The sequence below is a fragment of the Streptomyces sp. NBC_00162 genome (assembly GCF_024611995.1).
GTDB lineage: Bacteria > Actinomycetota > Actinomycetes > Streptomycetales > Streptomycetaceae > Streptomyces.
The window spans coordinates 2,931,124-2,951,891 of sequence record NZ_CP102509.1; the positions used below are offsets into that span (position 1 = coordinate 2,931,124).

Genomic DNA, 20,768 nt, shown 5'->3' on the forward strand with positions numbered 1-20,768 from the left:
GCCGTCCCGGAACCATCCCCCCTGTTCCGGGACGGCCGGCCATTCCCCTCCTCGTCGCCGCGGTGTGCGGCCTCCTCTTCTCCCTGGTCACCTGGCAGGTGCTGGTCTCCGGCCCGCTGCTGACCCCGGATCTCGCGCTGAGCCGCGCGCTGGTGCGCACGGTCCCCGACTCCGTCACCGAACGCCTCTCGGACCTGGGCAACATCCCGGTCGCCGTGCCCGTCCTCGTCCTGGCCATGGCCTATGCCGCCCGGCGCGGCCGGCGCCTCGCCGCCGGGGCGGCCGGACTGGCCATGGCCCTGGTGCCGGCGCTGGTCATCCCGTTCAAGCAGTGGACCGCCCGCCCGGGCCCCCTGGAGCCCTGGGCCGCCGGCTACTTCCCCTCGGGCCACACGGCCACGGCGGCCGTCGCGTACCTCGGCGCGGCCCTGCTCGTACGCCCGTACACCCGCCGGGCATGGCCGACGGCCGTTGCCCTCGTCCTCACGGGGGCAACGGCCGTCGGCCTGATCCTGCGGGGGTGGCACTGGCCGCTGGACGTGCTGGCCAGCCTGCTGATGTGCGCACCCCTGCTGCTCGGCGTGGGCTGGGTCAGCCGGCGCGGCCCGCTCAGCCCGGTCAGCCCGGTCAGCCGCCGAAGTAGCCGTCGAAGTTCCGGCTGAACTCCCAGCCTCCGAAGCGGTCCCAGTTGATCGACCAGGTCATCAGGCCGCGCAGGGCGGGCCAGCTGCCGTGCGTCTGGTAGCTGCCGCAGTTCGTCTTCTTCGTCAGGCAGTCCAGGGCCTTGTTCACCTCGGCGGGCGGGGTGTGGCCGTTGCCCGCGTTCGTGGTGGCCGGGAGGCCGATGGCCACCTGCTCCGGGCGCAGCGGCGGGAAGACGCGGGCGGTGTTGCCGGCGACCGGGAAGCCGGTGAGCAGCATGTCGGTCATGGCGATGTGGAAGTCCGCGCCGCCCATGGAGTGGTACTGGTTGTCGAGGCCCATGATCGAGCCCGAGTTGTAGTCCTGGACGTGGAGCAGGGTGAGGTCGTCCCGCAGGGCGTGGATGACCGGGAGGTAGGCGCCGGCGCGCGGGTCCTGGCCGCCCCAGGGGCCGGAGCCGTAGTACTGGTAGCCCAGCTGCACGAAGAAGGTCTCGGGGGCCATGGTCAGGACGAACTCCGGGCCGTACCTGGCCTTGAGGGTCTTCACGGCCGAGATCAGGTTGACGATTCCCGGGGTGGTGGGGGCCCGGAAGTCCGTGTCCCCGGTGGCCAGCGAGAGGGAGTGGCCCTCGAAGTCGATGTCGAGACCGTTGAGCCCGTACTCGTCGATGATCTTGCTGACGGAGGAGACGAAGGTGTCGCGGGCGGCCGTGGTCGCGAGCTGCACCTGGCCGTTCTGGCCGCCGATGGAGATCAGCACCTTCTTGCCCGCGGCCTGCTTGGCCTTGATCGCCGCCTTGAACTCCGCCGGGCTTTCGACGTTCGGGCATTCGGCGACCGGGCAGAGCTGGAAGCGGATGTCGCCCGAGGTCACCGAAGTCGGTTCGCCGAAGGCGAGGTTGATGACGTCCCAGGAGGCGGGCACGTCCGCCATCCGCACGTAGCCGGAGCCGTTGGCGAAGCTCGCGTGCAGGTAGCCGACCAGCGCGTGCGCGGGCAGGGCACCGCCACCGCCGCCGCCACCGCTCGTCGTGGTCACGCTGACGGGAGCGCTCTTCGGGGACGCGCCCGCCGCGTTCACCGCACTGACCTGGAAGGTGTACGCGGTGGACGCGGCGAGGCCGGTCACGCTCGCCGCGGCGGAGGTGACGGACAGGGGCGCCGCGCCGTCCCGGTGGACGGTGTACGAGGTGGCCCCGGGCACGGCCGCCCAGGACAGGGAGACCGAGGTCGAGGAGGTCGCGCTCGCCGTCAGGCCGGTGGGGGCGGCCGGGGGCTGGGGCTGGCCGGGGCCGCCGGGGTCGGGACCGACCAGGGTGAGGTCGTCGGTGAAGTGGGCGGGCTGGCCGTACCAGCCGTGCGTGTAGACCGTCACGGAGGTCGTCGACGGGCCGGTGCGGAAGCTGGTCGTCAGCTGCTTCCAGGCGCCCGGGGTCTGGGTCCAGGCGGACACGTCGGTGGTGCCGGTCCCACTCGCGCCGAGGTAGACGTACGCGCCCTGCACCCAGGCGGCCAGCGTGTACGCCGAGTCGGGCTTGACGGTGACGGTCTGGGCGCAGCGGGCGTTGTCCTGGCCCGCCGGGGTGGCCCTGAGGGCGGAACTCCCGCTGTGGGCGGGGCTGGAGACGACCGCCCCGCTGCCCGCCGAGCAGCTCCAGCCGTCGAGGCCTGCTTCGAAGCCGCCGTTGCGCACTGCGTCTATGTCTGTCGACGCTCCGTCCGCCGTGGCCGGCGGGCCCGCGGCGAGGAAGCCGGCCGCCGCCAGGGCGGCGGCCGTAAGAATGGACCAGGCTCTGCGCACAACTGCCTCCGGGACATGGGGGGATGGAGGGGGGCTGGGGGCACCTCCCGGCGATAGCGGGGGGCGGCGCCCAACATGGTCCAGACCAATACCCTTGTCAAGACTTCCGACCCTCCTCCGCCACCACGCGCGCGGCCGCCTCGTGCATCGCGAGCTCCAGCACGGCCGGGTCGGTGAGCGTCCCCTGCCCGTCGGGCAGCACCAGCCAGCGCACCCCGCCGGTCGCCCGGCCGGGATACGGGACCACGATCCAGGTCCCGCGCCCCGCTCCCCGTACGCCCGTGCCGATCCAGCGCGACGCCGTGCCCGCGGGCACGAAAAAGCCCAGCCGACCGAACGCTGTGCGGCTCCGCCGCGTGGCACCGAAGTCGGCGAGCACCGGGCCGGGCCGGTCGAGGAGCAGCTTCAGTACGTCGAGGGTGGCCTGCCCCAGTTCCCCGGGCAGGATCAGCACGTCCCAGCGCCGGCCGGCGGGCAGGAGGACCACCCCGAGGGGATGGCGCTCCCACTCCCACCGGCAGGCGTCGGGATCCGGCGCCACCGATACGAGCCAGTCCACTGCTGCCTTGGCCTCCGGGATCGTCATCGCCCGGCCTCCGTTCGTCTCGCGCGGTGAAGGGTTCTCACCGGGAGAGAGTGCGGCCGGGCGCGGCTATGACGCGGGTTCCGTTACTCCATGGAGGTGAAGCAGGTCACATGGTGATCGGCGGTGTGCGCCGGGGGCGTGGCTTCCGCGGACGGGTCAGCTGTCGAAGCCGAGGCCGAAGCGGTCGAGCGTCCGGAGCCAGAGGTTGCGGTGCCCGCCGCGGCTGTCGGCGCGGGCCAGCGACCACTTGGTGAGGGTGATCCCGGTCCAGGCGAAGGGCTCGGGCGGGAACGGCATCGGCTTGGACTTCACCATCTCCAGCCGGGTGCGCTCGGTGGGGACCCCGTCGAGCAGGTCCAGCATCACGTCCGCGCCGAAGCGGGTGGCGCCCACCCCGAGCCCGGTGTACCCGGCCGCGTAGGCCACCTTCCCGGAGTGCGAGGTGCCGAAGAAGGCCGAGAAGCGCGAGCAGGTGTCGATCGCGCCGCCCCAGGCGTGGCTGAACTTCAGACCCTCCAGCTGCGGGAAGGCGGTGAAGAAGTGCTCCGCGAGCTTGAGGTAGGTCTCGGGACGGTGGTCGTACTCGGAGTCGAGCTTCCCCCGGTAGGGGTAGATCGCGTCGTAACCGCCCCACAGGATGCGGTGGTCCTTGGTGATCCTGAAGTAGTGGAACTGGTTCGCGCTGTCGCCCAGCCCCTGCCGGTTCTTCCAGCCGATGGCCGCGAGCTGCGCCTCGTCCAGCGGCTCGCTCATCAGCGCGTAGTCGTAGACCGGCACGGTGAACGGGCGGATGCGGCGGACCAGCGACGGGAAGATGTTGGTGCCCAGGGCGACCCGGCGCGCGAGGATCGTGCCGTACGGGGTCTGGACGGTCATCCCCGTGCCCGCCGAGGCCAGCTTCAGGCCGCGGGTGTTCTCGTAGATCCGCACCCCGAGGTCCAGACAGGCCTGCTTGAGGCCCCAGGCCAGCTTCGCCGGGTTGAGCATGGCGACGCCGTCGCGGTCCCAGAGGCCCGCGAGGAAGGTCGGGGAGTCGATCTCGGCGCGCAGCGCGTCGCCGTCCAGCCATTCGGAACCGCCCGCGAGGCCCAGGCGCTGCGCCTCCTCGTGCAGTTCGCGCAGCTCCTCGACCTGGTGCGGTTCGGTGGCGACGTCGATCTCGCCGGTGCGCTCGAAGTCGCAGTCGATGCCGTAGCGGGCGACGGCCTCCTCGATGGCGTCGAGGTTGCGGGCGCCCAGCTCCTCCAGCTTGGCCAGCTCGCCGGGCCAGCGGGCCATCCCGTTGGCGAGTCCGTGGGTGAGGGAGGCGGCGCAGAACCCTCCGTTGCGGCCGGAGGCGGCCCAGCCCGCCTCCTTGCTCTCGATCAGGACGACGTCCCGCCCGGGGTCGCGCTCCTTGGCGAGCAGCGCGGTCCACAGCCCGCTGTAGCCGCCGCCGATGACCAGCAGGTCGCACCGCTCGTCGGTGGTGAGCGCCGGCTGCGCGGCGGGCTTGCCGGGGTCGTCCAGCCAGTACGAGACCGGCTTCGCTTCGGAAAGGGATTTCGCAACACTACGCATGGCGACTGGGGCCATGTCTTCCAACTCCCTACAGGGGTCTACTTCGGTTGTGCCTTCTTGCGGCGGTTGCCGACCATCTGGCCGGCGAGGACCACCAGGACGGCGATGACGAACATCGCCGTGCCGATGACGTTGATCTGCACGGGCGTACCGCGCTGGGCCGATCCCCACACGAACATGGGGAAGGTGACGGTGTTGCCCGAGTTGAAGTTGGTGATGATGAAGTCGTCGAAGGAGAGCGCGAAGGAGAGCAGCGCGCCCGCCGCGATGCCGGGTGCCGCGATCGGCAGGGTGACCCGTACGAAGGTCTGCACCGGGCCCGCGTAGAGGTCGCGGGCGGCCTCCTCCAGCCGCGGATCCATGGACAGGACACGCGCCTTGACGGCGGCGACGACGAAACTGAGGCAGAACATGACGTGGGCGATCAGGATCGTCCAGAAGCCCAGCTGGATGCCCATGTTGAGGAAGAGCGCGAGCAGCGAGGCCGCCATCACGATCTCGGGCATGGCCATGGGCAGGAAGATCAGCGAGTTGACCGCTCCGCGCGCCCGGAAGCGGTAGCGGACGAGCGCAAAGGCGATCGCGGTGCCCAGGGCGGTGGCCCCGATGGTGGCCCACAGGGCGATCTGGAGCGAGAGGGAGAGGGAGCCGCACATGTCGGCGACCCCACAGGGGTCCTTCCACGCGTCGAGCGAGAACTCCTGCCAGGCGTAGTTGAACCGCCCGGTGGGGTTGTTGAAGGAGAAGACGGTCACGACCACGTTCGGCAGGATCATGTACGCGAGCGTGCCGAGACCGGCGATCACTACGAGATTGCGGCGAAGCCAACGCATCAGACCAGGTCCTCCGTCCCCGCTCGGCGGATGTAGATGGTGACCATGATCAGCACAATGGCCATGAGGATGAAGGACAGCGCGGCCGCCGTCGGGTAGTCGAGGATCCGCAGGTACTGCGACTGGATGACGTTGCCGATCATCCGGGTGTCCGTGGAGCCGAGCAGTTCGGCGTTCACGTAGTCGCCGCTCGCCGGGATGAAGGTGAGCAGGGTCCCGGAGACCACGCCCGGCATGGAGAGCGGGAAGGTCACCTTCCGGAAGACCGTCGAGGGGCGGGCGTACAGGTCACCGGCCGCCTCGTGGAGGCGGGTGTCGATGCGCTCCAGCGAGGAGTACAGCGGCAGGATCATGAAGGGGAGGAAGTTGTACGTCAGACCGCAGACGACCGCGAGCGGCGTGGCCAGCACCCGGTCCCCCTCGGTCATGCCGAGCCAGCTGGTGACGTCGAGGAAGCCGATGTCGTTGAGGACGGCGACCACCGGGCCGCCGTCGGCCAGGATCGTCTTCCAGGCGAGGGTGCGGATCAGGAAGCTGGTGAAGAACGGCGCGATGACCAGCACCAGCAGCAGGTTGCGCCAGCGGCCCGCCTTGAAGGCGATCAGGTAGGCCAGCGGGTACCCGAGCAGCAGGCACAGCACGGTGGCGGTGCCCGCGTAGAGCAGGGAGCGCAGGAACTGCGGGTAGTACTCGGTGAAGGCGTCCCAGTAAGTCTGGAAGTGCCAGGTGACCTGGAAGCCCTCTTCGAGGGAGCCGGTCTGCACCGAGGTGGAGGCCTGGTAGACCATCGGCAGCACGAAGAAGACCAGCAGCCACAGGATGCCGGGGAGCAGCAGCCAGTACGGGATCAGGCGCTTGCGCCGGGACGCCTTGTGCACCGGGGGTTCGGTGGAGGCGGGCGCCTGGGGCGGCGCTGTCTCTACGGCGGGGCCGGTCATGCGCTCTCCTCGACGGTCTCGATGCCCGCGTCGATGTCCTGAGCGGCGTCCAGGCCGAAGGTGTGCTCCGGGTTCCAGTGCAGGATCACCTCGGCGCCCGGGACCAGACGGGTGTCCCGCTCGATGTTCTGGGCGTACACCTCCAGCTCGGGGCAGACCTTGCTGTCGATGACGTACTGGGTGGAGACGCCGATGAAGGAGGAGTCCGCGATCCTGCCCGGGATCTTGTTGCGGCCGGCCGCGATGGTGTGCTCCTCGTCGGCGTGCACCAGGGAGATCTTCTCCGGGCGCACTCCGACCAGCAGCTTTCCGCCCGTGCTGGGGGTGGTCGCGCACCGGGCCGAGGGCAGCCGGAGCTTCGTACCGGAGGCGGATACGACGACCTCGGAGCCGGCCGACTCCACCGAGGCCTCGATGAGGTTGGAGGTGCCGAGGAAGTTGGCGACGAAGGTGGTGCCCGGGTTCTCGTACAGCTCGGCGGGGGCGCCCAGCTGCTCGACGCGTCCGCCGTTCATCACGGCGACCGTGTCGGCCATGGTCATGGCCTCCTCCTGGTCGTGCGTGACGTGCACGAAGGTGATGCCGACCTCGGTCTGTATTCGCTTGAGCTCCAGCTGCATCTGGCGGCGCAGCTTGAGGTCGAGGGCGCCGAGCGGCTCGTCGAGGAGGAGCACCTGCGGGTGGTTGATCAGGGCGCGGGCGACGGCGACGCGCTGCTGCTGGCCGCCGGAGAGCTGGTGCGGCTTGCGCTGGGCGAACTGGCCGAGCTGGACCAGCTCCAGCATGTCGTCGACCTGCTTCTTGACCGACTTTATGCCGCGGCGGCGCAGGCCGAAGGCGATGTTCTCGTAGATGTTCAGGTGCGGGAAGAGGGCGTAGCTCTGGAAGACCGTGTTGACCGGGCGCTTGTACGGCGGCAGGTCGGTGACCTCCCGGTCGCCGAGGCTGACCGTGCCGGTGGAGGGCTCCTCCAGGCCGGCGATCATGCGCAGGGTGGTGGTCTTCCCGCAGCCCGAGGCGCCGAGAAGGGCGAAGAAGGAGCCCTGGGGGATGGTGAGATCCAGCGGGTGCACGGCGGTGAAGGTGCCGTAGTGCTTGCTGATCCCGGCGAGGCGGACGTCGCCGCCCGCGGTCTTGTCAGTCATGGGTCGCGGCCTTCGGTGGTGGTGTCGTCGGAAGAGTGCGGGGTGCGGGTGCGGGATTCCGGTGGGGGCGGGACCCGTCACGCTCCGATGAGCTTGGCGAACTTCTCCTCGTACGCCGTCTCTTCTTCGCTGGTCAGAGAGCGGAAGGCGTGGGCCTTGGCGGCCATGGCCTTGTCCGGGACGATCAGCGGGTTGTCCGCGAGTGCGGGATCGATCTTGGCGAGTTCGTCCTTGACGCCCTCGACCGGGCAGACGTAGCTGATGAAGGCGGCCAGCTGGGCGGCGACCGGCGGCTCGTAGTAGTAGTCGATGAGCTTCTCCGCGTTGGCCTTGTGCCGGGCCTTGGCGGGGACCAGCAGGTTGTCGCTGGAGCTGATGTATCCAGGGGCCGGGATCGCGTACTGGATGTCCGGGTTGCCGGCCTGGAGCTGGATGACGTCGCCCGCCCAGGCGAGGCAGGCGGCGAGGTCGCCCTTGTCGAGGTCGGCCGTGTAGTCGTTGCCCGTGAACCGGCGGATCTGCTTGGTGTCCACGCCCTTCTGGAGGCGGCCGATGGCGCCGTCGAAGTCCGCGGTGGTGAAGTTCCCCGGGTCCTTGCCCTGGTCGAGCAGGGTCATGCCGACGGAGTCGCGCATCTCGGTGAGGAAGCCGACGCGGCCCTTGAGGGTGGGGTCGTCCAGCATCTGGGTGACGGAATCGACCTTCTTCCCGCCGGTGGCCTTGGTGTTGTAGGCGATGACCGTGTCGATGCCGGTCCAGGGGTAGCTGTAGGCGCGACCCGGGTCCCAGTCGGGGGTGCGGAACTGCGGGATCAGGTTGGCGTACGCGTGCGGCAGCTGGGAGGGGTCCAGCTTCTGCGCCCAGCCGAGGCGGATGATGCGCGCGGCGAGCCAGTCGGTGACGACGATCAGGTCGCGGCCGGTGTCCTGACCGGCGGCGAGCTGCGGGCGGATCTTGCCGAAGAACTCGACGTTGTCGTTGATGTCCTCGGTGTACTTGACCTTGATCCCGGTCCGCTTGGTGAACTCCTCCAGGGTGGGACGGGTCTTCTCGTCGTCACTGGTGTCCATGTACTCGGTCCAGTTGGAGAAGTTGATCTCCTTCTCCTGTGCCGAGTGGTCGTCGGAGGCCACCGCCGCGTCCCCCTCGCGCTTGGCGGGCGGGATTCCGCACGCGGCGAGGGTGGACAGGCCTCCGAGGGTGAGCGCTCCGACTCCGGAGGCGCGCAGCAGCGAGCGGCGGGTGAGGGCGCCGCGCCCGCTGGTGAGGCTGCGCCGCATCGCGGCGAGTTGCGCCGCCGAGAGGCGGTCGGGCTCGAACTGCTCCATGCGCGTTGCCCTTTCGGGAGGTGTACCGCTGGTCAGGCGGTGGATTCTTATCGGTCCCCGAAGATCGTGCGGTGCCAGTCCTTCGCGGCCACCGCGGTGTTGTCGTACATCACGTGCTTGACCTGCGTGTACTCCTCGAAGGAGTAGGCCGACATGTCCTTTCCGAAGCCGCTGGCCTTGTAGCCGCCGTGGGGCATCTCGCTGATGATCGGGATGTGGTCGTTGACCCAGACGCAGCCCGCCTTGATCTCGCGGGTGGCACGGTTCGCCCGGTAGACGTCGCGGCTCCAGGCGGAGGCGGCGAGTCCGTACGGGGTGTCGTTGGCCAGCGCGATGCCCTCGTCGTCGGTGTCGAAGGGCAGGACGACCAGGACCGGGCCGAAGATCTCGGACTGGACCACCTCGCTGTCCTGGGCGGCGCCGGAGATGAGGGTGGGCCGGTAGTACGCGCCCTCGGCGAGCTCGCCCCCGGGGATCTCGCCGCCGGTGACGACGGTGGCGTAGGCGCGGGCCCGCTCGACGAATCCGGCCACCCGGTCGCGGTGGACGTGGGAGACCAGCGGGCCGAGGTCGGTGGTGGGCGCGAAGGGGTCGCCCAGGCGGACGGTCTCCATCAGCTCCGCGACGCGGGCGACGAAGGCGTCGTGGAGGGGGCGCTGGACGTAGGCACGGGTCGCGGCGGTGCAGTCCTGGCCGGTGTTGATCAGGGAGGCGGCGACCGCGCCGTGCGCGGCGGCCTCCAGGTCGGCGTCGTCGAAGACGAGGAAGGGCGCCTTGCCGCCGAGCTCCAGGTGGAGCCGTTTGACGGTGGCGGTGGCGATCTCGGCGACCCGCTTGCCGACCCCGGTGGAGCCCGTGAAGGAGGTCATGACCACGTCGGGGTGGCCGACCAGGTGCTCGCCCGCCTCGCGGCCGGCGCCCGTGACGATGTTGATCACGCCGTCGGGCAGGCCCGCGTCCTTGGCGGCCTGCGCGAACATCAGGGAGGTCAGCGGGGTGAGCTCGGCAGGCTTGAGGACGATGGTGTTGCCGGCGGCGATGGCCGGGAGGATCTTCCACGCGGCCATCTGGAGCGGATAGTTCCAAGGGGCGATGGAGCCGACCACGCCGATGGCCTCGCGGCGTACGTAAGAGGTGTGGTCGCCGGAGTACTCGGCGGCCGCCTGCCCCTGGAGGTGGCGTGCGGCCCCCGCGAAGAAGGCCGTGTTGTCGATGGTCCCCGGCACGTCGAACTCCGTGGACAGCTTGATCGGCTTGCCGCACTGGAGAGACTCGGCGAAGGCGAAGTCCTCCGCCTGCTCGGCCAGTACGGCGGCCAGCCGGTGCAGGGCGTCCGACCGCTCCCCGGGAGTGGTGGCCGACCAGCCCGGGAAGGCCCGCTTGGCGGCGGCGACGGCCTCGTCGACGTCCGCCGTGCTCGCGAGTTCGTAGGTGAGGACCTCGTCCCCGGTGGCCGGGTCGACCACGGTGTGTGACCGGCCCGAGGTGCCGGACCTGAGCTGCCCATCGATGTACTGCGCGCCGTCCGCGAAGCGGTCCTTGACCTGGAAGCGGTTGCCCATCACGCTCTCACGCTCTCCGTAGCTACAGTTCGAGCTACAGCTCGAATTGAGTGCCGATCCTGACAGAGGAGGCTCCCCTGTCCAAGTGATTCCGTTGTTGCCTTTTGATTACGCGACGGATTCGGTCGACCAAGTGTCGAGGCACGCCGGAAATCCCGTACGAGTTGTCCGTGGCGACTGCCAGACTCGCGTGCATGGAGATGATCGACCAACTGATCAAGCAGGTCAGCCGTGGTGAGCGAGTGAAGTTCCTGCCGTTCTGGGGGCACCGGCCGAGGCCGGACGGGACCCTCGGTCCGAGCTGCCTGAGCCAGTGGTGGCCGTCCGAGTTCACTGTGGGTGACGTCCGGTATGCGACGGCGGAGCACTGGATGATGGCCGGGAAGGCTCGGCTCTTCGGGGATGCGGAGGCGGAGCGGGCGGCGCTCGCGGCCCGGACCCCGGCCGAGGCGAAGAAGGCCGGGCGGCTCGTGCGCGGCTTCGACAACGCGGTATGGGAGCGGGAGCGCTTCGCCGTGGTGGTGGAGGGCAGCGTGCACAAGTTCGCCTCCGACCCGGCGCTGCGCTCGTACCTGCTGACCACCGGGGACCGGGTCCTGGTGGAGGCGAGCCCGATGGACCGCATCTGGGGCATCGGCCTGGCGCCCGATGACGAACGCGCCCTGGACCCGGCCCGCTGGCAGGGCCTGAACCTGCTGGGCTTCGCCCTGATGGAGGCCCGCGAGCGGCTGCGGTCGGCGCCCGCCGGATGACCTGGGCGTAATTGCGTGGCGGCGCCGGGGAGCCGCCGCCTAACGTAGGGCTCGTCCAGGTGCGCAGGTGAGACGTACTTCCACTGTTAATGGGGCGGTCGCGGGTTCGAGTCCCGTCACCGGCTTTCGGGCCGGTGTAGCTCAGTCGGCAGAGCACCACGTCGTTTCGCCGACCTTGTTCTCTGGACATCTACGTCACGCACCTCCCGGTGCGCGGGCTGCGGCTCCTTCTTTTGCAAAGACACCAGGCCGCCGCCACCTTGATCTCGGGAGGCACGCGTGCGGGATGCCCGGTGCGCAGGCAACGGTTACTTCTCCCAATCAGCGGGTCGCGGGTTCAAGTCCCGCCCGGCTCCGGCCGGTAGCTCAGATGATGAGAGCAGCTGACACAAGTCCGTCGCCGACTTCCGATCTCGGGCATCCCGCACGTCACGCCTCCCCCGCTTTCCTTTGAATTCGGGGGGATTCACATGGCTCGTTTCAACCTGCGCGCGTTCAAGTCCGCGCCCGCCTCGCCCACTTCGCCCGTCCGCTCGACCAGCCGCGCACGCACCCACGAGGGCGGCCCCGGCCACCTGCGCGACCCGCGCTCCGAGCTGTTCCTGCTCGCGATCGCCAACTTCGTGACGCAGCGCACCGCGTACGAGAGCGGCGAGGCCCGCGACGACCGCTTCGCGGCCCTCGTGCGGCGACTCGCGGTCGAGGACCCCGCGTGGACGGCCGGCCTGCTGGGCTGGCTCCGCGGGGAGGCGAACATGCGGACCGCCTCGCTCGTCGGCGCCGCCGAGTACGTGAAGGCGCGCCTCGACACGGGCGCCACCGACGGGCCTTCAAACCGCCAGGTCGTGGACTCCGTACTGCGGCGCGCGGACGAGCCCGGTGAGCTGCTGGCCTACTGGACGGCGACGTACGGGCGGAACGTGCCCAAGCCCGTGAAGCGGGGCATCGCCGACGCGGTACGCCGGCTCTACTCCGGCACCTCGCTGCTGAAGTACGACACCACCTCCAAGGGCTACCGCTTCGGGGACGTCCTCAACCTCGTGCACGCCTCCCCCGACCCGGCCAAGGCCTGGCAGGGCGAGCTGTTCCGCTACGCCCTCGACCGCCGGCACAACCCGGAGAGCGCCGAGGTCCCGGCCGGCAACCGGACCCTCGCCGCCCACCGGGCGCTGATGGAGCTCCCGGTGTCCGAGCGGCGTGCCGTGGTCACCGCGCCGGACGGCGCCGAGCGGCTCGCTGAGGCGGGCATGACCTGGGAGGCGCTGGCCGGCTGGCTGCAGGGGCCCATGGACGCGGCCGCCTGGGAGGCGGTCATCCCGTCCATGGGCGCGATGGCCCTGCTGCGCAACCTGCGCAACTTCGACCAGGCCGGGGTCTCGGACGAGGTGGCCGCGGCGGTCGCGGCGAAGGTCTCCGACCCGGAGGGCGTCGCCCGGTCGCGGCAGTTCCCCTTCCGCTACCTGGCCGCCTACCAGCACGCGCCCTCGCTGCGCTGGGCGTATCCGCTGGAGCGGGCGCTCGGCCACTCGCTGGCCAACGTACCTGCGCTGCCCGGCCGGACGCTGGTCCTCGTGGACCGGTCCGGGTCGATGTGGTCCCCGCTGTCGGACCGCTCGCAGCTCAACCGGGCCGACGCGGCAGCCGTGTTCGGGGCGGCGCTCGCGCTGCGCGCCGAGGAGGCGGACCTGGTGCAGTTCGGCACGACCAGCGCGGTGGTCCCGTACGTGCGGGGCGAGTCCGTGCTCAAGGTGCTGGAGCGGTTCGGGAACCTCGGCGGGACCTACACGGCCGAGGCCGTCAGGAAGCACTACCGCGGCCACGACCGGGTGCTGATCGTCACCGACGAGCAGGCCGCCTCGTACGGCCACGGCGGTGACCCGACGGCCGAGGTGCCGCAGACGGTGCCGGTGTACACCTGGAACCTGGCGGGCTACCGGGTGGGCCACGCCCCGTCCGGTGCCGCGAACCGGCACACCTTCGGCGGGCTCACCGACGCCGCCTTCCGCATGGTGTCCCTGATCGAGCGCGGCCGGGACGCCGACTGGCCGTGGGCGTCCCGCCTCTGAGCACGAGCCCCGGGCCTCGGCCCGGGGCTCATATCTTCTCGCGCGTCCGGGAGTTCGAGTACGGGCTCTCGTAGCCGGAGTCGTCGTCCCACTCCCCGTCCATGAACGGGGCGAACATGGCGAGCAGCATGAGGGCGCCCAGCACGATGCCGATCCCGCCGAGGATGATGCCGGCCAGCGCCATCCCGCCGTTGTCGGCCTCGCCGCGGGTCGCCTTGCCCTTGCCCAGGGCACCGAAGACGACCGCCGCGATCCCGATCCCGATGGCCAGGAAGCTGGTGATGCAGCCGACCACGGAGATGATGCCGAGGACGAGGGCGGTGACGCCGAAGCCGTTGCTCTTCGGCGCCGCGTACAGCGGGTAGCCGGCATTGACCGGATATCCGGGATACCCGGGGTACCCCGCGTCGCCGGGATACCCGTACCCCGGCATCGCGGACGGCGCGGTGGGATATCCGTAACCGCTCGTGTCCGGCTGGGACGGATAGCCGTACGCGGGCGGTGCGGTGGGGGTCGGTGTCGGCGTGGACTGCGGGGCGGGCCGCGGTGCTCCCGCCCCCGGCATCTCGATGACCGTCGGCTGGTCGTGCACGGACGGCGGGCCCGGCACTCCCGGCGCGGCCTGCTGCTTGCCCAGGTCCACCGCCGGCCGCTCCGGCGGCGCCCACGGGTCCCTCGGCTCAGGGCTCTGGTCGGTCATGCGGCACCCCCCTCTCGTACGGCCATGCTAAGCGCTGCCACCGACAGTCACCGGTCTGCCTACGATGAAGGCCGATCTGACCGCACGCGCGCCCTCCCGGAGGCACCCTCATGACCGACCTGCACCCCTTCATCGCGGGGCTGCCCAAGGCGGAACTCCACGTCCACCACGTCGGCTCGGCGTCACCGCGCATCGTGGCCGAGCTCGCCGCCCGGCACCCCGACTCGAAGGTCCCGACCGATCCCGAGGCGCTCGCCGACTACTTCACCTTCACCGACTTCGCGCACTTCATCGAGGTCTACCTGTCGGTCGTGGACCTCGTCCGCACCCCCGACGACGTACGCACCCTGACCTTCGAGGTCGCCCGTGACATGGCCCGGCAGAACATCCGCTACGCCGAGCTGACCATCACCCCCTACTCCTCCACCCGCCGCGGCATCGAGGAGAAGGCCTTCATGGAGGCCATCGAGGACGCCCGCAAGGCCGCCGAGGCCGAGCTCGGCGTCATCTTGCGCTGGTGCTTCGACATCCCCGGCGAGGCCGGCCTGGAGGCCGCCGCCGAGACCGCCCGCCTCGCCGTCGACCTGCGTCCCGAGGGCCTGGTCTCCTTCGGCCTGGGCGGCCCCGAGATCGGCGTCCCGCGCCCCCAGTTCAAGCCGTACTTCGACCAGGCACGCGCCGCCGGTCTGCACAGCGTCCCGCACGCCGGTGAGACCACCGGCCCCGAGACGGTCTGGGACGCGATCCGCGACCTGGGCGCCGAGCGCATCGGCCACGGCACCAGCTCCACCCAGGACCCCGAGCTCCTCGCCTACCTGGCCGAGCACCGCATCGCGCTGGAGGTCTGCCCGACCTCCAACATCGCCACCCGCGCGGTGACCGACCTGGACCGGCACCCCGTCAAGGAGATGGTGGCCGCGGGCGTGCTCGTCACCATCAACAGCGACGACCCGCCGATGTTCGGCTCCGACCTCAACAACGAGTACGCGGTGGCGGCACGCCTCCTCGACCTCGACGAGCGCGGTCTGGCCCAGCTCGCCAAGAACGCCGTCGAGGCCTCCTTCCTGGACGCGGCCGGCAAGGCGAAGATCAGCGCGGAGATCGACACGTACACCGCCGATTGGCTCGCGCGCTGACATCGCCCCGGTCCCGCCGCCCCTGAGAATGGGGCCATGCGCACCCTGACTGCCGTCGGCCACCGCGGCGATCCCTACCGTGTCCGTGAGAACACCCTGTCCTCGATCCGCTCCGCGTTCGCGCGCGGGGCGGACGCGGTCGAGATCGACGTACGGCTGACCCGCGACGGGGTGCCGGTCCTGCTCCACGACGAGACGCTCCAGCGACTGTGGGGCCATGACGTGCGGCTCGACGCCGTCACGGCCCCGCAGCTCAAGGAGCTGACGGGGGGCGGGATTCCGACGCTGCGCGAGGCGGTACTGGCGGCCGGTGCGGGACGGCTGATGATCGACCTGCCGGGTGCCTCGTACGAGGCGGTACGGACCGTCGTGGACCAGGTCCGCGAGTGCGGGGCGCGCGAGCGCACCTACTACTGCGCGGGTCCGAACACCATGCTGGCGGTCCGCGCCGCCGATCCGGGCGCGGAGATCGCGCTGACCTGGACCACGCTGTCGCCGCCGCGCCGGGTGCTGATCGACGCGGTGGCCCCGCGCTGGCTCAACTACCGGTTCGGGCTGGTCACCCGGGAGCTGACGGACGCGCTGCACCGGGAGGGCCTGCTGGTGTCGGCCTGGACCGCGGACACCAAGCGGACGATGCGGGCGCTCGCCGAGGCCGGGGTCGACTCGATCACCACGAACCGGGTGGACGCGCTGACCGCCGTACGGGCCGAGCTCGGCCGGTGACAGACGCGATACGCGCGATACGCGGCCGGGCCGTGCGGCTGGGCCGGGCCTGGCCGTGGGTCGTGGACCTGGGTCTGACGCTGCTGGTGCAGCTGGCCGTCACGATGCCGTTCGTGCTGCCGCGGGAGGCCGGGCTGCCGGCCGTGAGCTGGGGCTCGTACGCGATGACCACGCTGGGGGTGCTGCCGCTGGCGTGGCGGCGGCACCGGCCGGTCACCGTACTGATGGTGATCCTGCTGGTCGGCGGGGTCTACAAGGTGACGCTCGACGGACCCGGGCAGCCCCTGCCGTACGCGGGGCTCATCGCCTTCTACACGGTCGCCCTGCTGTGCCCCGCACGAGTGCGGGCGGCGGTCGGGGCTCTCTCGGTGGCGGCCGTCTTCGCGTCCGTGGGACTGGCCGCGGGTTCGGCCAGGGAGCTGTCCTTCACCATGTTCTGTGCGGGCGCCGCCTACGCGCTGGGCCGGCTCCAGTTCACGCGGCAGGCCTACACCGCGGCCGTGGAGGACCGGGCGGCGCAGCTGGAGCGGGCGAACCGGATCGAGGCCGAGCAGGCCGTGGCGCGCGAACGGGCCAGGATCGCACGGGAGATGCACGACATCCTCTCGCACGCCGTCAGTATCATGATCGTGCAGGCGGAGGCCGGTCCGGTGGCCGTACGCCGGGCCCCGGAGCGGGCGGAGGCGGCCTTCGAAGCGATCTCGGAGACCGGCCGGGAGGCGATGGTGCAGCTGCGGGCGATGCTCGGATTGCTGAGGGAGGACGGTCCGGCGCCGCGTGAACCCCAGCCGGGGGTGGCGGCGCTGCCCCGGCTGCTCGACCGCGTGCGGCAGGGCGGTCCGGAGGTCTCGTACGAGGAGACCGGCGAGGTCCGGGCGCTGGCCCCGGCGGTGGACACGGCCGTGTACAGGATCGTGCAGGAGGCCCTGACGAACGTGGTGAAGCACGCCGCGGCCCGGCGGGTGGCGGTCCGGCTCCACCACGCGGCGGAGGAACTGACGATCACGGTGACGGACGACGGGCGGGGGCCGGCCGGGGGCGGTTCAGGCGGGCACGGCCTGATCGGGGTCCGGGAGCGGGCCGCGGCGCACGGCGGGACGGTGGAGGCCGGTCCGGGGCCGGGCGGGAAGGGGTACCTGGTACGGGTGGAACTTGTAACCTCGCAGGTGGAGGTGGGGATTTGACGATCCGTGTGGTGGTGGCGGACGACCAGGAGCTGGTGCGCAGCGGGTTCACGATGATCCTGGACGCCCAGGAGGACATCGAGGTCGTGGCGGAGGTGGGGGACGGCGCGGCGGCCGTGGAGGCGGTGGCCCGGCACGCGCCGGACGTGGCGCTGCTGGACATCCGGATGCCGGTGCTGGACGGGATCGAGGCGTGCCGGACGATCACGGTGCGCAGCACGTGCCGGACGGTGATGCTGACGACCTTCGATTCGGACGAGTACGTGTACGAGGCACTGCACGCGGGGGCGAGCGGATTCCTGCTGAAGGACGTGCGGCGGGACGATCTGGTGCACGCGGTACGGGTGGTGGCGGCGGGCGAGTCGCTGCTGGCGCCGTCGGTGGCGCGGCGGCTGATCGAGGAGTACACGGCGGCGACGGCGCGGCCCTCGGTCCCGGCGCTCGCCGCGGACCGGCTGGAGGTGTTGACGGCGCGGGAGCGGGAGACGCTGCTGCACCTGGGGCGCGGGCTTTCGAACGCCGAGATCGCGGCGGCGCTGGTGGTGAGCGAGCACACGGTGAAGTCGCATGTGGGGAACGTGCTGGCGAAGCTGGGGCTGCGCGACCGGATCCAGGCGGTGATCTGCGCGTACGAGACGGGCATGATCGCGGCGGGGGCGGGGGCGGCGGCGACGGGGGCAGGGGCAGGGGCTCCCTCTGGGGTATCTCCCTCTGGGGAGTGAGGGCCGGGCGTGTCGGCTCCCTCGCGCCGGTGAGTTGTCGTACCGCTGAAGACCCCTCCGTGGGGTGATCCGCAACTACCCCTCTGACCAGCAGCATTGAGTCATCGGAGGCCGCAGTGGCCCCGGATGTCTCGCAGGGGGATCCCGTCATGAACGCTCGTACGCGCACACTGATCGCCGCCGCTCTGGTGCTGGGGGTCGCTTCCGGTCCGGTCGTCGCCCATGCCGCACCGGCACCCGGCCCGGCCGCTTCGGCCGCGCCCGTCGTCCGGACGCCGCCCGACGCGGCGGCGCTGGAGAAGGCGATCGCCGGGCTGGGTCCGGAGCACAAGGACGCGACGGCCGCGCTGGTCCGCGTCGGCGGTACGAGCGGGAGCTGGCAGGGGAGTTCGGGGGTCGCGGACATCCGCACCGGGCGGGAGGCCGTGGAGCAGGGCCGCTTCCGGGCCGGCTCGGTGACCAAGACCTTCACCGCGGCGGTGGTGCTCCAGCTGGCGGCCGAGGGCACGGTGGATCTCGACCGGCCGGTGCGGCAGTACCTGCCGCGGACCGTCCCCGACGCCTACGGCACGGTCACCGTCCGGCAGCTGCTGAACCACACCAGCGGCATTCCGGCGGCGGACGGCGCGGGCGACTCGTTCGAGGCGCAGTGGGAGCACCGCTTCGACGTCACCGACCCACAGACCCAGTTGGCCAATGCCTTCGCCAAGAGGCCGGAGTTCACGCCGGGCACGGCCCAGCACTACCTGAACATCAACTACACGGTGCTGGGCGCGCTCGTCGAGAAGGTGACGGGCACGACGTACGAGGAGGCGGTCGCCCGGCGGATCCTGAAGCCCCTGGGTCTGCGTCAGACCTCGTTCCCGGCCCGGACTCAGACGAAGATCCACGGTCCGCACAACCGGGGCTACCAGGCGGTGGTGGGGGCGGACGGCTCCAGGGAGCTGCGGGACGTCACCGAGTGGAACTCTTCGGACCGATGGGCGGCGGGGGACATCATCTCGACCACGGCCGATCTGGAGCGGTTCACCATAGCCCTGTTCAGCGGGCGGATCGTGCCGAAGGCCCAGCTGGAGGAGATGTTCACGGTACCGGCGGTGAAGGATTTCGCGAGCGGGAAGGACGCCGCTCTGACGGCGGGGATGTCCAGGATGGTCCTGCCCGACGGCACCGTGGCCTGGGGCAAGACCGGCGGCCGGTACGGCTACAACACGGCGATCGGCGGAACCCGTGACCTCTCCCGCACCCTCGTGTACTCGGTGAACTCCACCGACGCCAAGGGCCAGGACATGAACCCGGTCGCCCTCGGCATCGTGATGGCGGCTTTCGCACGGTAGGCCCTCAACTACGCGGGCATGGCCTCAAGGCGCTTGATCATGCGGTGGAGCACCAGGAGCGGGATCACTCCGAAGACGCCGAAGGACATGTCGATGACGCTCCACCAGAAGGGGATCCCGCGGATCGGGCCGCAGATCAGGGCCAGCGGGATGATGCCGGCGCAGGCGATCATGCCGGCTTCGACGATCCATATATTGCGCACCGGGTCGCGGTGGACGCCGTAGAAGAAGACGGCGATGACCAGGTGGGCGAAGGCGAGCCAGTCGGTGCCGTAGAGGAGGAAGGGGTATTCGGCATCGGCGCGGCCCAGCCCGTCGCCCACCCGCCGCAGCCATTCGTTGTCCACCAGGGCGTTGGCCCAGCGGAGTTCGCTGACCAGCGGGAAGGCGGTGAGCCCGCTGAGCACGAGACAGACGAGGAACAGGGTCAGCCAGGCACGGATCCGCCGCTGAAGGGCGCTTCTCTCGCTCATGGAAGGAAGCGTACGCATCTTTCTGAACACGTTCAGCCAAATTGATGAACGCGTTCAATTCTGTAGCCGGACCGTGATCAGAGCCCGACGATCGCGTTCCACCGGCGGGCGAGGGAACGGCGCTCGGCCGAGGAGATGTCCCGGGCGACGACCAGCCGCTTGCGCATGTCGTCGTCGGGGAAGATCAGCGGATTCTCGGCCAGTTCGGCGGTCTCCTTGTCGCCGGAGCCGGCCAGGACCTCGCGGGCGGCCGGGACCGGGCAGACGTAGTTGACGGAGGCGGCGAGCTCCGCGGCCACCTCCGGGGCGTAGTAGTGGTCGATCAGGGCCTCGGCATTGGCCTTGTGCCGGGCCAGGTTGGGCACGAGGAGGCTCTCCGCCCAGAGTTCGGCCCCTTCCTCCGGAACCACGAACTCGATGTCCGGGTTGTCGGCCTGGAGCTGGATGGCGTCACCGGAGTAGGCCTGGCAGGCCAGGACGTCGCCCTTGCTCAGATCGGAGGTGTAGTCGTTGCCGGTGAAGCGGCGGATGTGCTTCTTCTTCACCATGCTCTCGACCTGGTCGCACATCCGGTGGAAGTCGGAGTCCGTCCAGCGGGTGACGTCCACGCCGTCGCCCTGCATCAGGAGGGCGAAGGACTCGTCGAGACCGGAGAAGAGGGTGACCTTGCCCGCGAGCTCCGGCTGCCAGAGGTCCTTGACGGACTTGATCTCCCGGCCCAGAGCCTTGCGGTTGTAGGCGATGCCGGTGATCCCCGACTGCCAGGGAACGGTGTGCAGCCGGCCCTCGTCGAAGGCGGGGGAACGCAGCTGCGGGTCCAGGTACCTGTCCACGTTGGACTGCGCCGAGCGGTCCATCTTCTGGGCCCAGCCCAGGTGGACGAAGCGGGCGGCCATCCAGTCGCTGACCACCACCAGGTCGTGGCCCGTCTCCTGGCGGTTCATCAGGGCCGGGCTGACCTTGCCGAAGAACTCGTCGTTGTCGTTGATCTCCTCGGTGTACCGGACCTCGATGCCGGTCTGCTCGGAGAAGGCGTCCAGCGTCGGACGGCGCTCCTCGTCCTCCTCGCCGGTGTCGATGTACAGCGGCCAGTTGGAGAAGGTGAGGCTCCGGTCCCGCTCGGAGCGGTCGACTCCTTCACGCCGGTCCTCGGGGACGTAGGCGGCGGGTACTCCGCAGCCGGTGAGGGCGGCCAGCAGGCCTGTGGCACCGAGGCCGCGCAGTGCGGCGCGGCGGGAGAAGGCGAGTTGAGGCATGGCCTCAGCCTCGGTGAAC

The 20,768-nt window shown here is 70.7% G+C and carries 19 protein-coding genes and 1 tRNA gene; 9 read left to right on the forward strand and 11 right to left on the reverse strand.

The window, feature by feature from the left end; all coding sequences use genetic code 11:
* Positions 1–62: 62 nt before the first annotated feature.
* Positions 63–662 carry a phosphatase PAP2 family protein gene (locus tag JIW86_RS13390; RefSeq protein WP_322975521.1) on the forward strand — a complete coding sequence of 200 codons (600 nt, stop codon included), beginning with the start codon at positions 63–65 and terminating at the stop codon, positions 660–662.
* Here the strand turns inward: JIW86_RS13390 and JIW86_RS13395 are convergent.
* From JIW86_RS13395 to JIW86_RS13430, 8 genes are all read right to left on the reverse strand, one after another.
* Positions 628–2,445: a glycoside hydrolase family 18 protein gene (locus JIW86_RS13395; protein WP_322975522.1), complete on the reverse strand. Its 1,818-nt coding sequence runs from the start codon at positions 2,443–2,445 to the stop codon at positions 628–630. The genes JIW86_RS13390 and JIW86_RS13395 overlap by 35 nt on opposite strands.
* 97 nt (positions 2,446–2,542) lie before the next feature.
* Entirely contained in the window at positions 2,543–3,031 is a 489-nt protein-coding gene (locus JIW86_RS13400; protein ID WP_257553951.1) for a bifunctional DNA primase/polymerase, read from the reverse strand.
* Between the two features lie 156 nt (positions 3,032–3,187).
* On the reverse strand, positions 3,188–4,606 hold the full coding sequence (locus tag JIW86_RS13405; protein WP_257553952.1) for an NAD(P)/FAD-dependent oxidoreductase: 1,419 nt from the start codon (positions 4,604–4,606) through the stop codon (positions 3,188–3,190).
* Positions 4,607–4,629: 23 nt separating this feature from the next.
* Positions 4,630–5,424 (reverse strand): ABC transporter permease, encoded by a 795-nt coding sequence (locus JIW86_RS13410; protein WP_215145289.1) that lies wholly within the window; start codon positions 5,422–5,424, stop codon positions 4,630–4,632.
* The gene (locus tag JIW86_RS13415; RefSeq protein WP_257553953.1) at positions 5,424–6,362 is read right to left on the reverse strand and encodes an ABC transporter permease; all 939 of its coding nucleotides are present in this window, start codon (positions 6,360–6,362) and stop codon (positions 5,424–5,426) included. The genes JIW86_RS13410 and JIW86_RS13415 overlap by 1 nt, the downstream gene beginning before the upstream one ends.
* Complete coding sequence (locus JIW86_RS13420; RefSeq protein WP_257553954.1) at positions 6,359–7,507, reverse strand: ABC transporter ATP-binding protein; 1,149 nt, start codon at positions 7,505–7,507, stop codon at positions 6,359–6,361. Before JIW86_RS13420 ends, JIW86_RS13415 begins: the two co-directional genes overlap by 4 nt.
* A 77-nt stretch (positions 7,508–7,584) precedes the next feature.
* Positions 7,585–8,835 carry a polyamine ABC transporter substrate-binding protein gene (locus JIW86_RS13425; protein WP_257553955.1) on the reverse strand — a complete coding sequence of 417 codons (1,251 nt, stop codon included), beginning with the start codon at positions 8,833–8,835 and terminating at the stop codon, positions 7,585–7,587.
* 47 nt (positions 8,836–8,882) lie between these two features.
* Positions 8,883–10,397 carry a gamma-aminobutyraldehyde dehydrogenase gene (locus JIW86_RS13430; RefSeq protein ID WP_257559308.1) on the reverse strand — a complete coding sequence of 505 codons (1,515 nt, stop codon included), beginning with the start codon at positions 10,395–10,397 and terminating at the stop codon, positions 8,883–8,885.
* 194 nt (positions 10,398–10,591) lie between these two features.
* Between JIW86_RS13430 and JIW86_RS13435 the strand changes: the two genes are divergently transcribed.
* The 3 genes from JIW86_RS13435 (at position 10,592) to JIW86_RS13445 (ending at position 13,215) form a co-directional block, all read left to right on the forward strand.
* Positions 10,592–11,149: an NADAR family protein gene (locus tag JIW86_RS13435; protein WP_257553956.1), complete on the forward strand. Its 558-nt coding sequence runs from the start codon at positions 10,592–10,594 to the stop codon at positions 11,147–11,149.
* A 63-nt stretch (positions 11,150–11,212) separates the two neighbouring features.
* A tRNA-Ser gene (locus JIW86_RS13440) sits at positions 11,213–11,274 on the forward strand.
* Positions 11,275–11,619: 345 nt separating this feature from the next.
* Entirely contained in the window at positions 11,620–13,215 is a 1,596-nt protein-coding gene (locus tag JIW86_RS13445) for a TROVE domain-containing protein (protein WP_257553957.1), read from the forward strand.
* Between the two features lie 28 nt (positions 13,216–13,243).
* On the opposite strand, the gene JIW86_RS13450 is transcribed toward JIW86_RS13445, so the two are convergent.
* Complete coding sequence (locus JIW86_RS13450; protein WP_257553958.1) at positions 13,244–13,915, reverse strand: hypothetical protein; 672 nt, start codon at positions 13,913–13,915, stop codon at positions 13,244–13,246.
* Between the two features lie 110 nt (positions 13,916–14,025).
* Between JIW86_RS13450 and JIW86_RS13455 the strand changes: the two genes are divergently transcribed.
* From JIW86_RS13455 to JIW86_RS13475, 5 genes are all read left to right on the forward strand, one after another.
* Entirely contained in the window at positions 14,026–15,051 is a 1,026-nt protein-coding gene (locus JIW86_RS13455; protein WP_215145274.1) for an adenosine deaminase, read from the forward strand.
* Positions 15,052–15,087: 36 nt separating this feature from the next.
* Entirely contained in the window at positions 15,088–15,777 is a 690-nt protein-coding gene (locus JIW86_RS13460; RefSeq protein ID WP_257553959.1) for a glycerophosphodiester phosphodiesterase, read from the forward strand.
* Positions 15,774–16,961 carry a sensor histidine kinase gene (locus tag JIW86_RS13465; RefSeq protein WP_416237559.1) on the forward strand — a complete coding sequence of 396 codons (1,188 nt, stop codon included), beginning with the start codon at positions 15,774–15,776 and terminating at the stop codon, positions 16,959–16,961. The genes JIW86_RS13460 and JIW86_RS13465 overlap by 4 nt, the downstream gene beginning before the upstream one ends.
* Complete coding sequence (locus tag JIW86_RS13470; RefSeq protein WP_257553960.1) at positions 16,958–17,683, forward strand: response regulator transcription factor; 726 nt, start codon at positions 16,958–16,960, stop codon at positions 17,681–17,683. Before JIW86_RS13465 ends, JIW86_RS13470 begins: the two co-directional genes overlap by 4 nt.
* A gap of 149 nt (positions 17,684–17,832) precedes the next feature.
* A complete protein-coding gene (locus JIW86_RS13475) occupies positions 17,833–19,020 on the forward strand; it encodes a serine hydrolase domain-containing protein (RefSeq protein ID WP_257553961.1) in 1,188 nt (395 codons plus the stop codon).
* Between the two features lie 8 nt (positions 19,021–19,028).
* Here the strand turns inward: JIW86_RS13475 and JIW86_RS13480 are convergent, their stop codons facing one another.
* Positions 19,029–19,493 (reverse strand): hypothetical protein, encoded by a 465-nt coding sequence (locus JIW86_RS13480; protein ID WP_257553962.1) that lies wholly within the window; start codon positions 19,491–19,493, stop codon positions 19,029–19,031.
* A gap of 77 nt (positions 19,494–19,570) precedes the next feature.
* Positions 19,571–20,749, reverse strand: a complete 1,179-nt coding sequence (locus JIW86_RS13485; RefSeq protein WP_257559310.1) for an ABC transporter substrate-binding protein — start codon at positions 20,747–20,749, stop codon at positions 19,571–19,573.
* Between the last annotated feature and the right edge of the window lie 19 nt (positions 20,750–20,768).

Bases quoted from the DNA above. Each gene is read 5' to 3' on its own strand.
- JIW86_RS13400 (WP_257553951.1), bottom strand. From the start codon at position 3,031: ATGACGATCCCGGAGGCCAAGGCAGCAGTGGACTGGCTCGTATCGGTG.
- JIW86_RS13405 (WP_257553952.1), bottom strand. From the start codon at position 4,606: ATGGCCCCAGTCGCCATGCGTAGTGTTGCGAAATCCCTTTCCGAAGCG.
- JIW86_RS13410 (WP_215145289.1), bottom strand. From the start codon at position 5,424: ATGCGTTGGCTTCGCCGCAATCTCGTAGTGATCGCCGGTCTCGGCACG.
- JIW86_RS13415 (WP_257553953.1), bottom strand. From the start codon at position 6,362: ATGACCGGCCCCGCCGTAGAGACAGCGCCGCCCCAGGCGCCCGCCTCC.
- JIW86_RS13420 (WP_257553954.1), bottom strand. From the start codon at position 7,507: ATGACTGACAAGACCGCGGGCGGCGACGTCCGCCTCGCCGGGATCAGC.
- JIW86_RS13425 (WP_257553955.1), bottom strand. From the start codon at position 8,835: ATGGAGCAGTTCGAGCCCGACCGCCTCTCGGCGGCGCAACTCGCCGCG.
- JIW86_RS13430 (WP_257559308.1), bottom strand. From the start codon at position 10,397: ATGGGCAACCGCTTCCAGGTCAAGGACCGCTTCGCGGACGGCGCGCAG.
- JIW86_RS13435 (WP_257553956.1), top strand. From the start codon at position 10,592: ATGGAGATGATCGACCAACTGATCAAGCAGGTCAGCCGTGGTGAGCGA.
- JIW86_RS13445 (WP_257553957.1), top strand. From the start codon at position 11,620: ATGGCTCGTTTCAACCTGCGCGCGTTCAAGTCCGCGCCCGCCTCGCCC.
- JIW86_RS13450 (WP_257553958.1), bottom strand. From the start codon at position 13,915: ATGACCGACCAGAGCCCTGAGCCGAGGGACCCGTGGGCGCCGCCGGAG.
- JIW86_RS13455 (WP_215145274.1), top strand. From the start codon at position 14,026: ATGACCGACCTGCACCCCTTCATCGCGGGGCTGCCCAAGGCGGAACTC.
- JIW86_RS13460 (WP_257553959.1), top strand. From the start codon at position 15,088: ATGCGCACCCTGACTGCCGTCGGCCACCGCGGCGATCCCTACCGTGTC.
- JIW86_RS13475 (WP_257553961.1), top strand. From the start codon at position 17,833: ATGAACGCTCGTACGCGCACACTGATCGCCGCCGCTCTGGTGCTGGGG.
- JIW86_RS13480 (WP_257553962.1), bottom strand. From the start codon at position 19,493: ATGAGCGAGAGAAGCGCCCTTCAGCGGCGGATCCGTGCCTGGCTGACC.
- JIW86_RS13485 (WP_257559310.1), bottom strand. From the start codon at position 20,749: ATGCCTCAACTCGCCTTCTCCCGCCGCGCCGCACTGCGCGGCCTCGGT.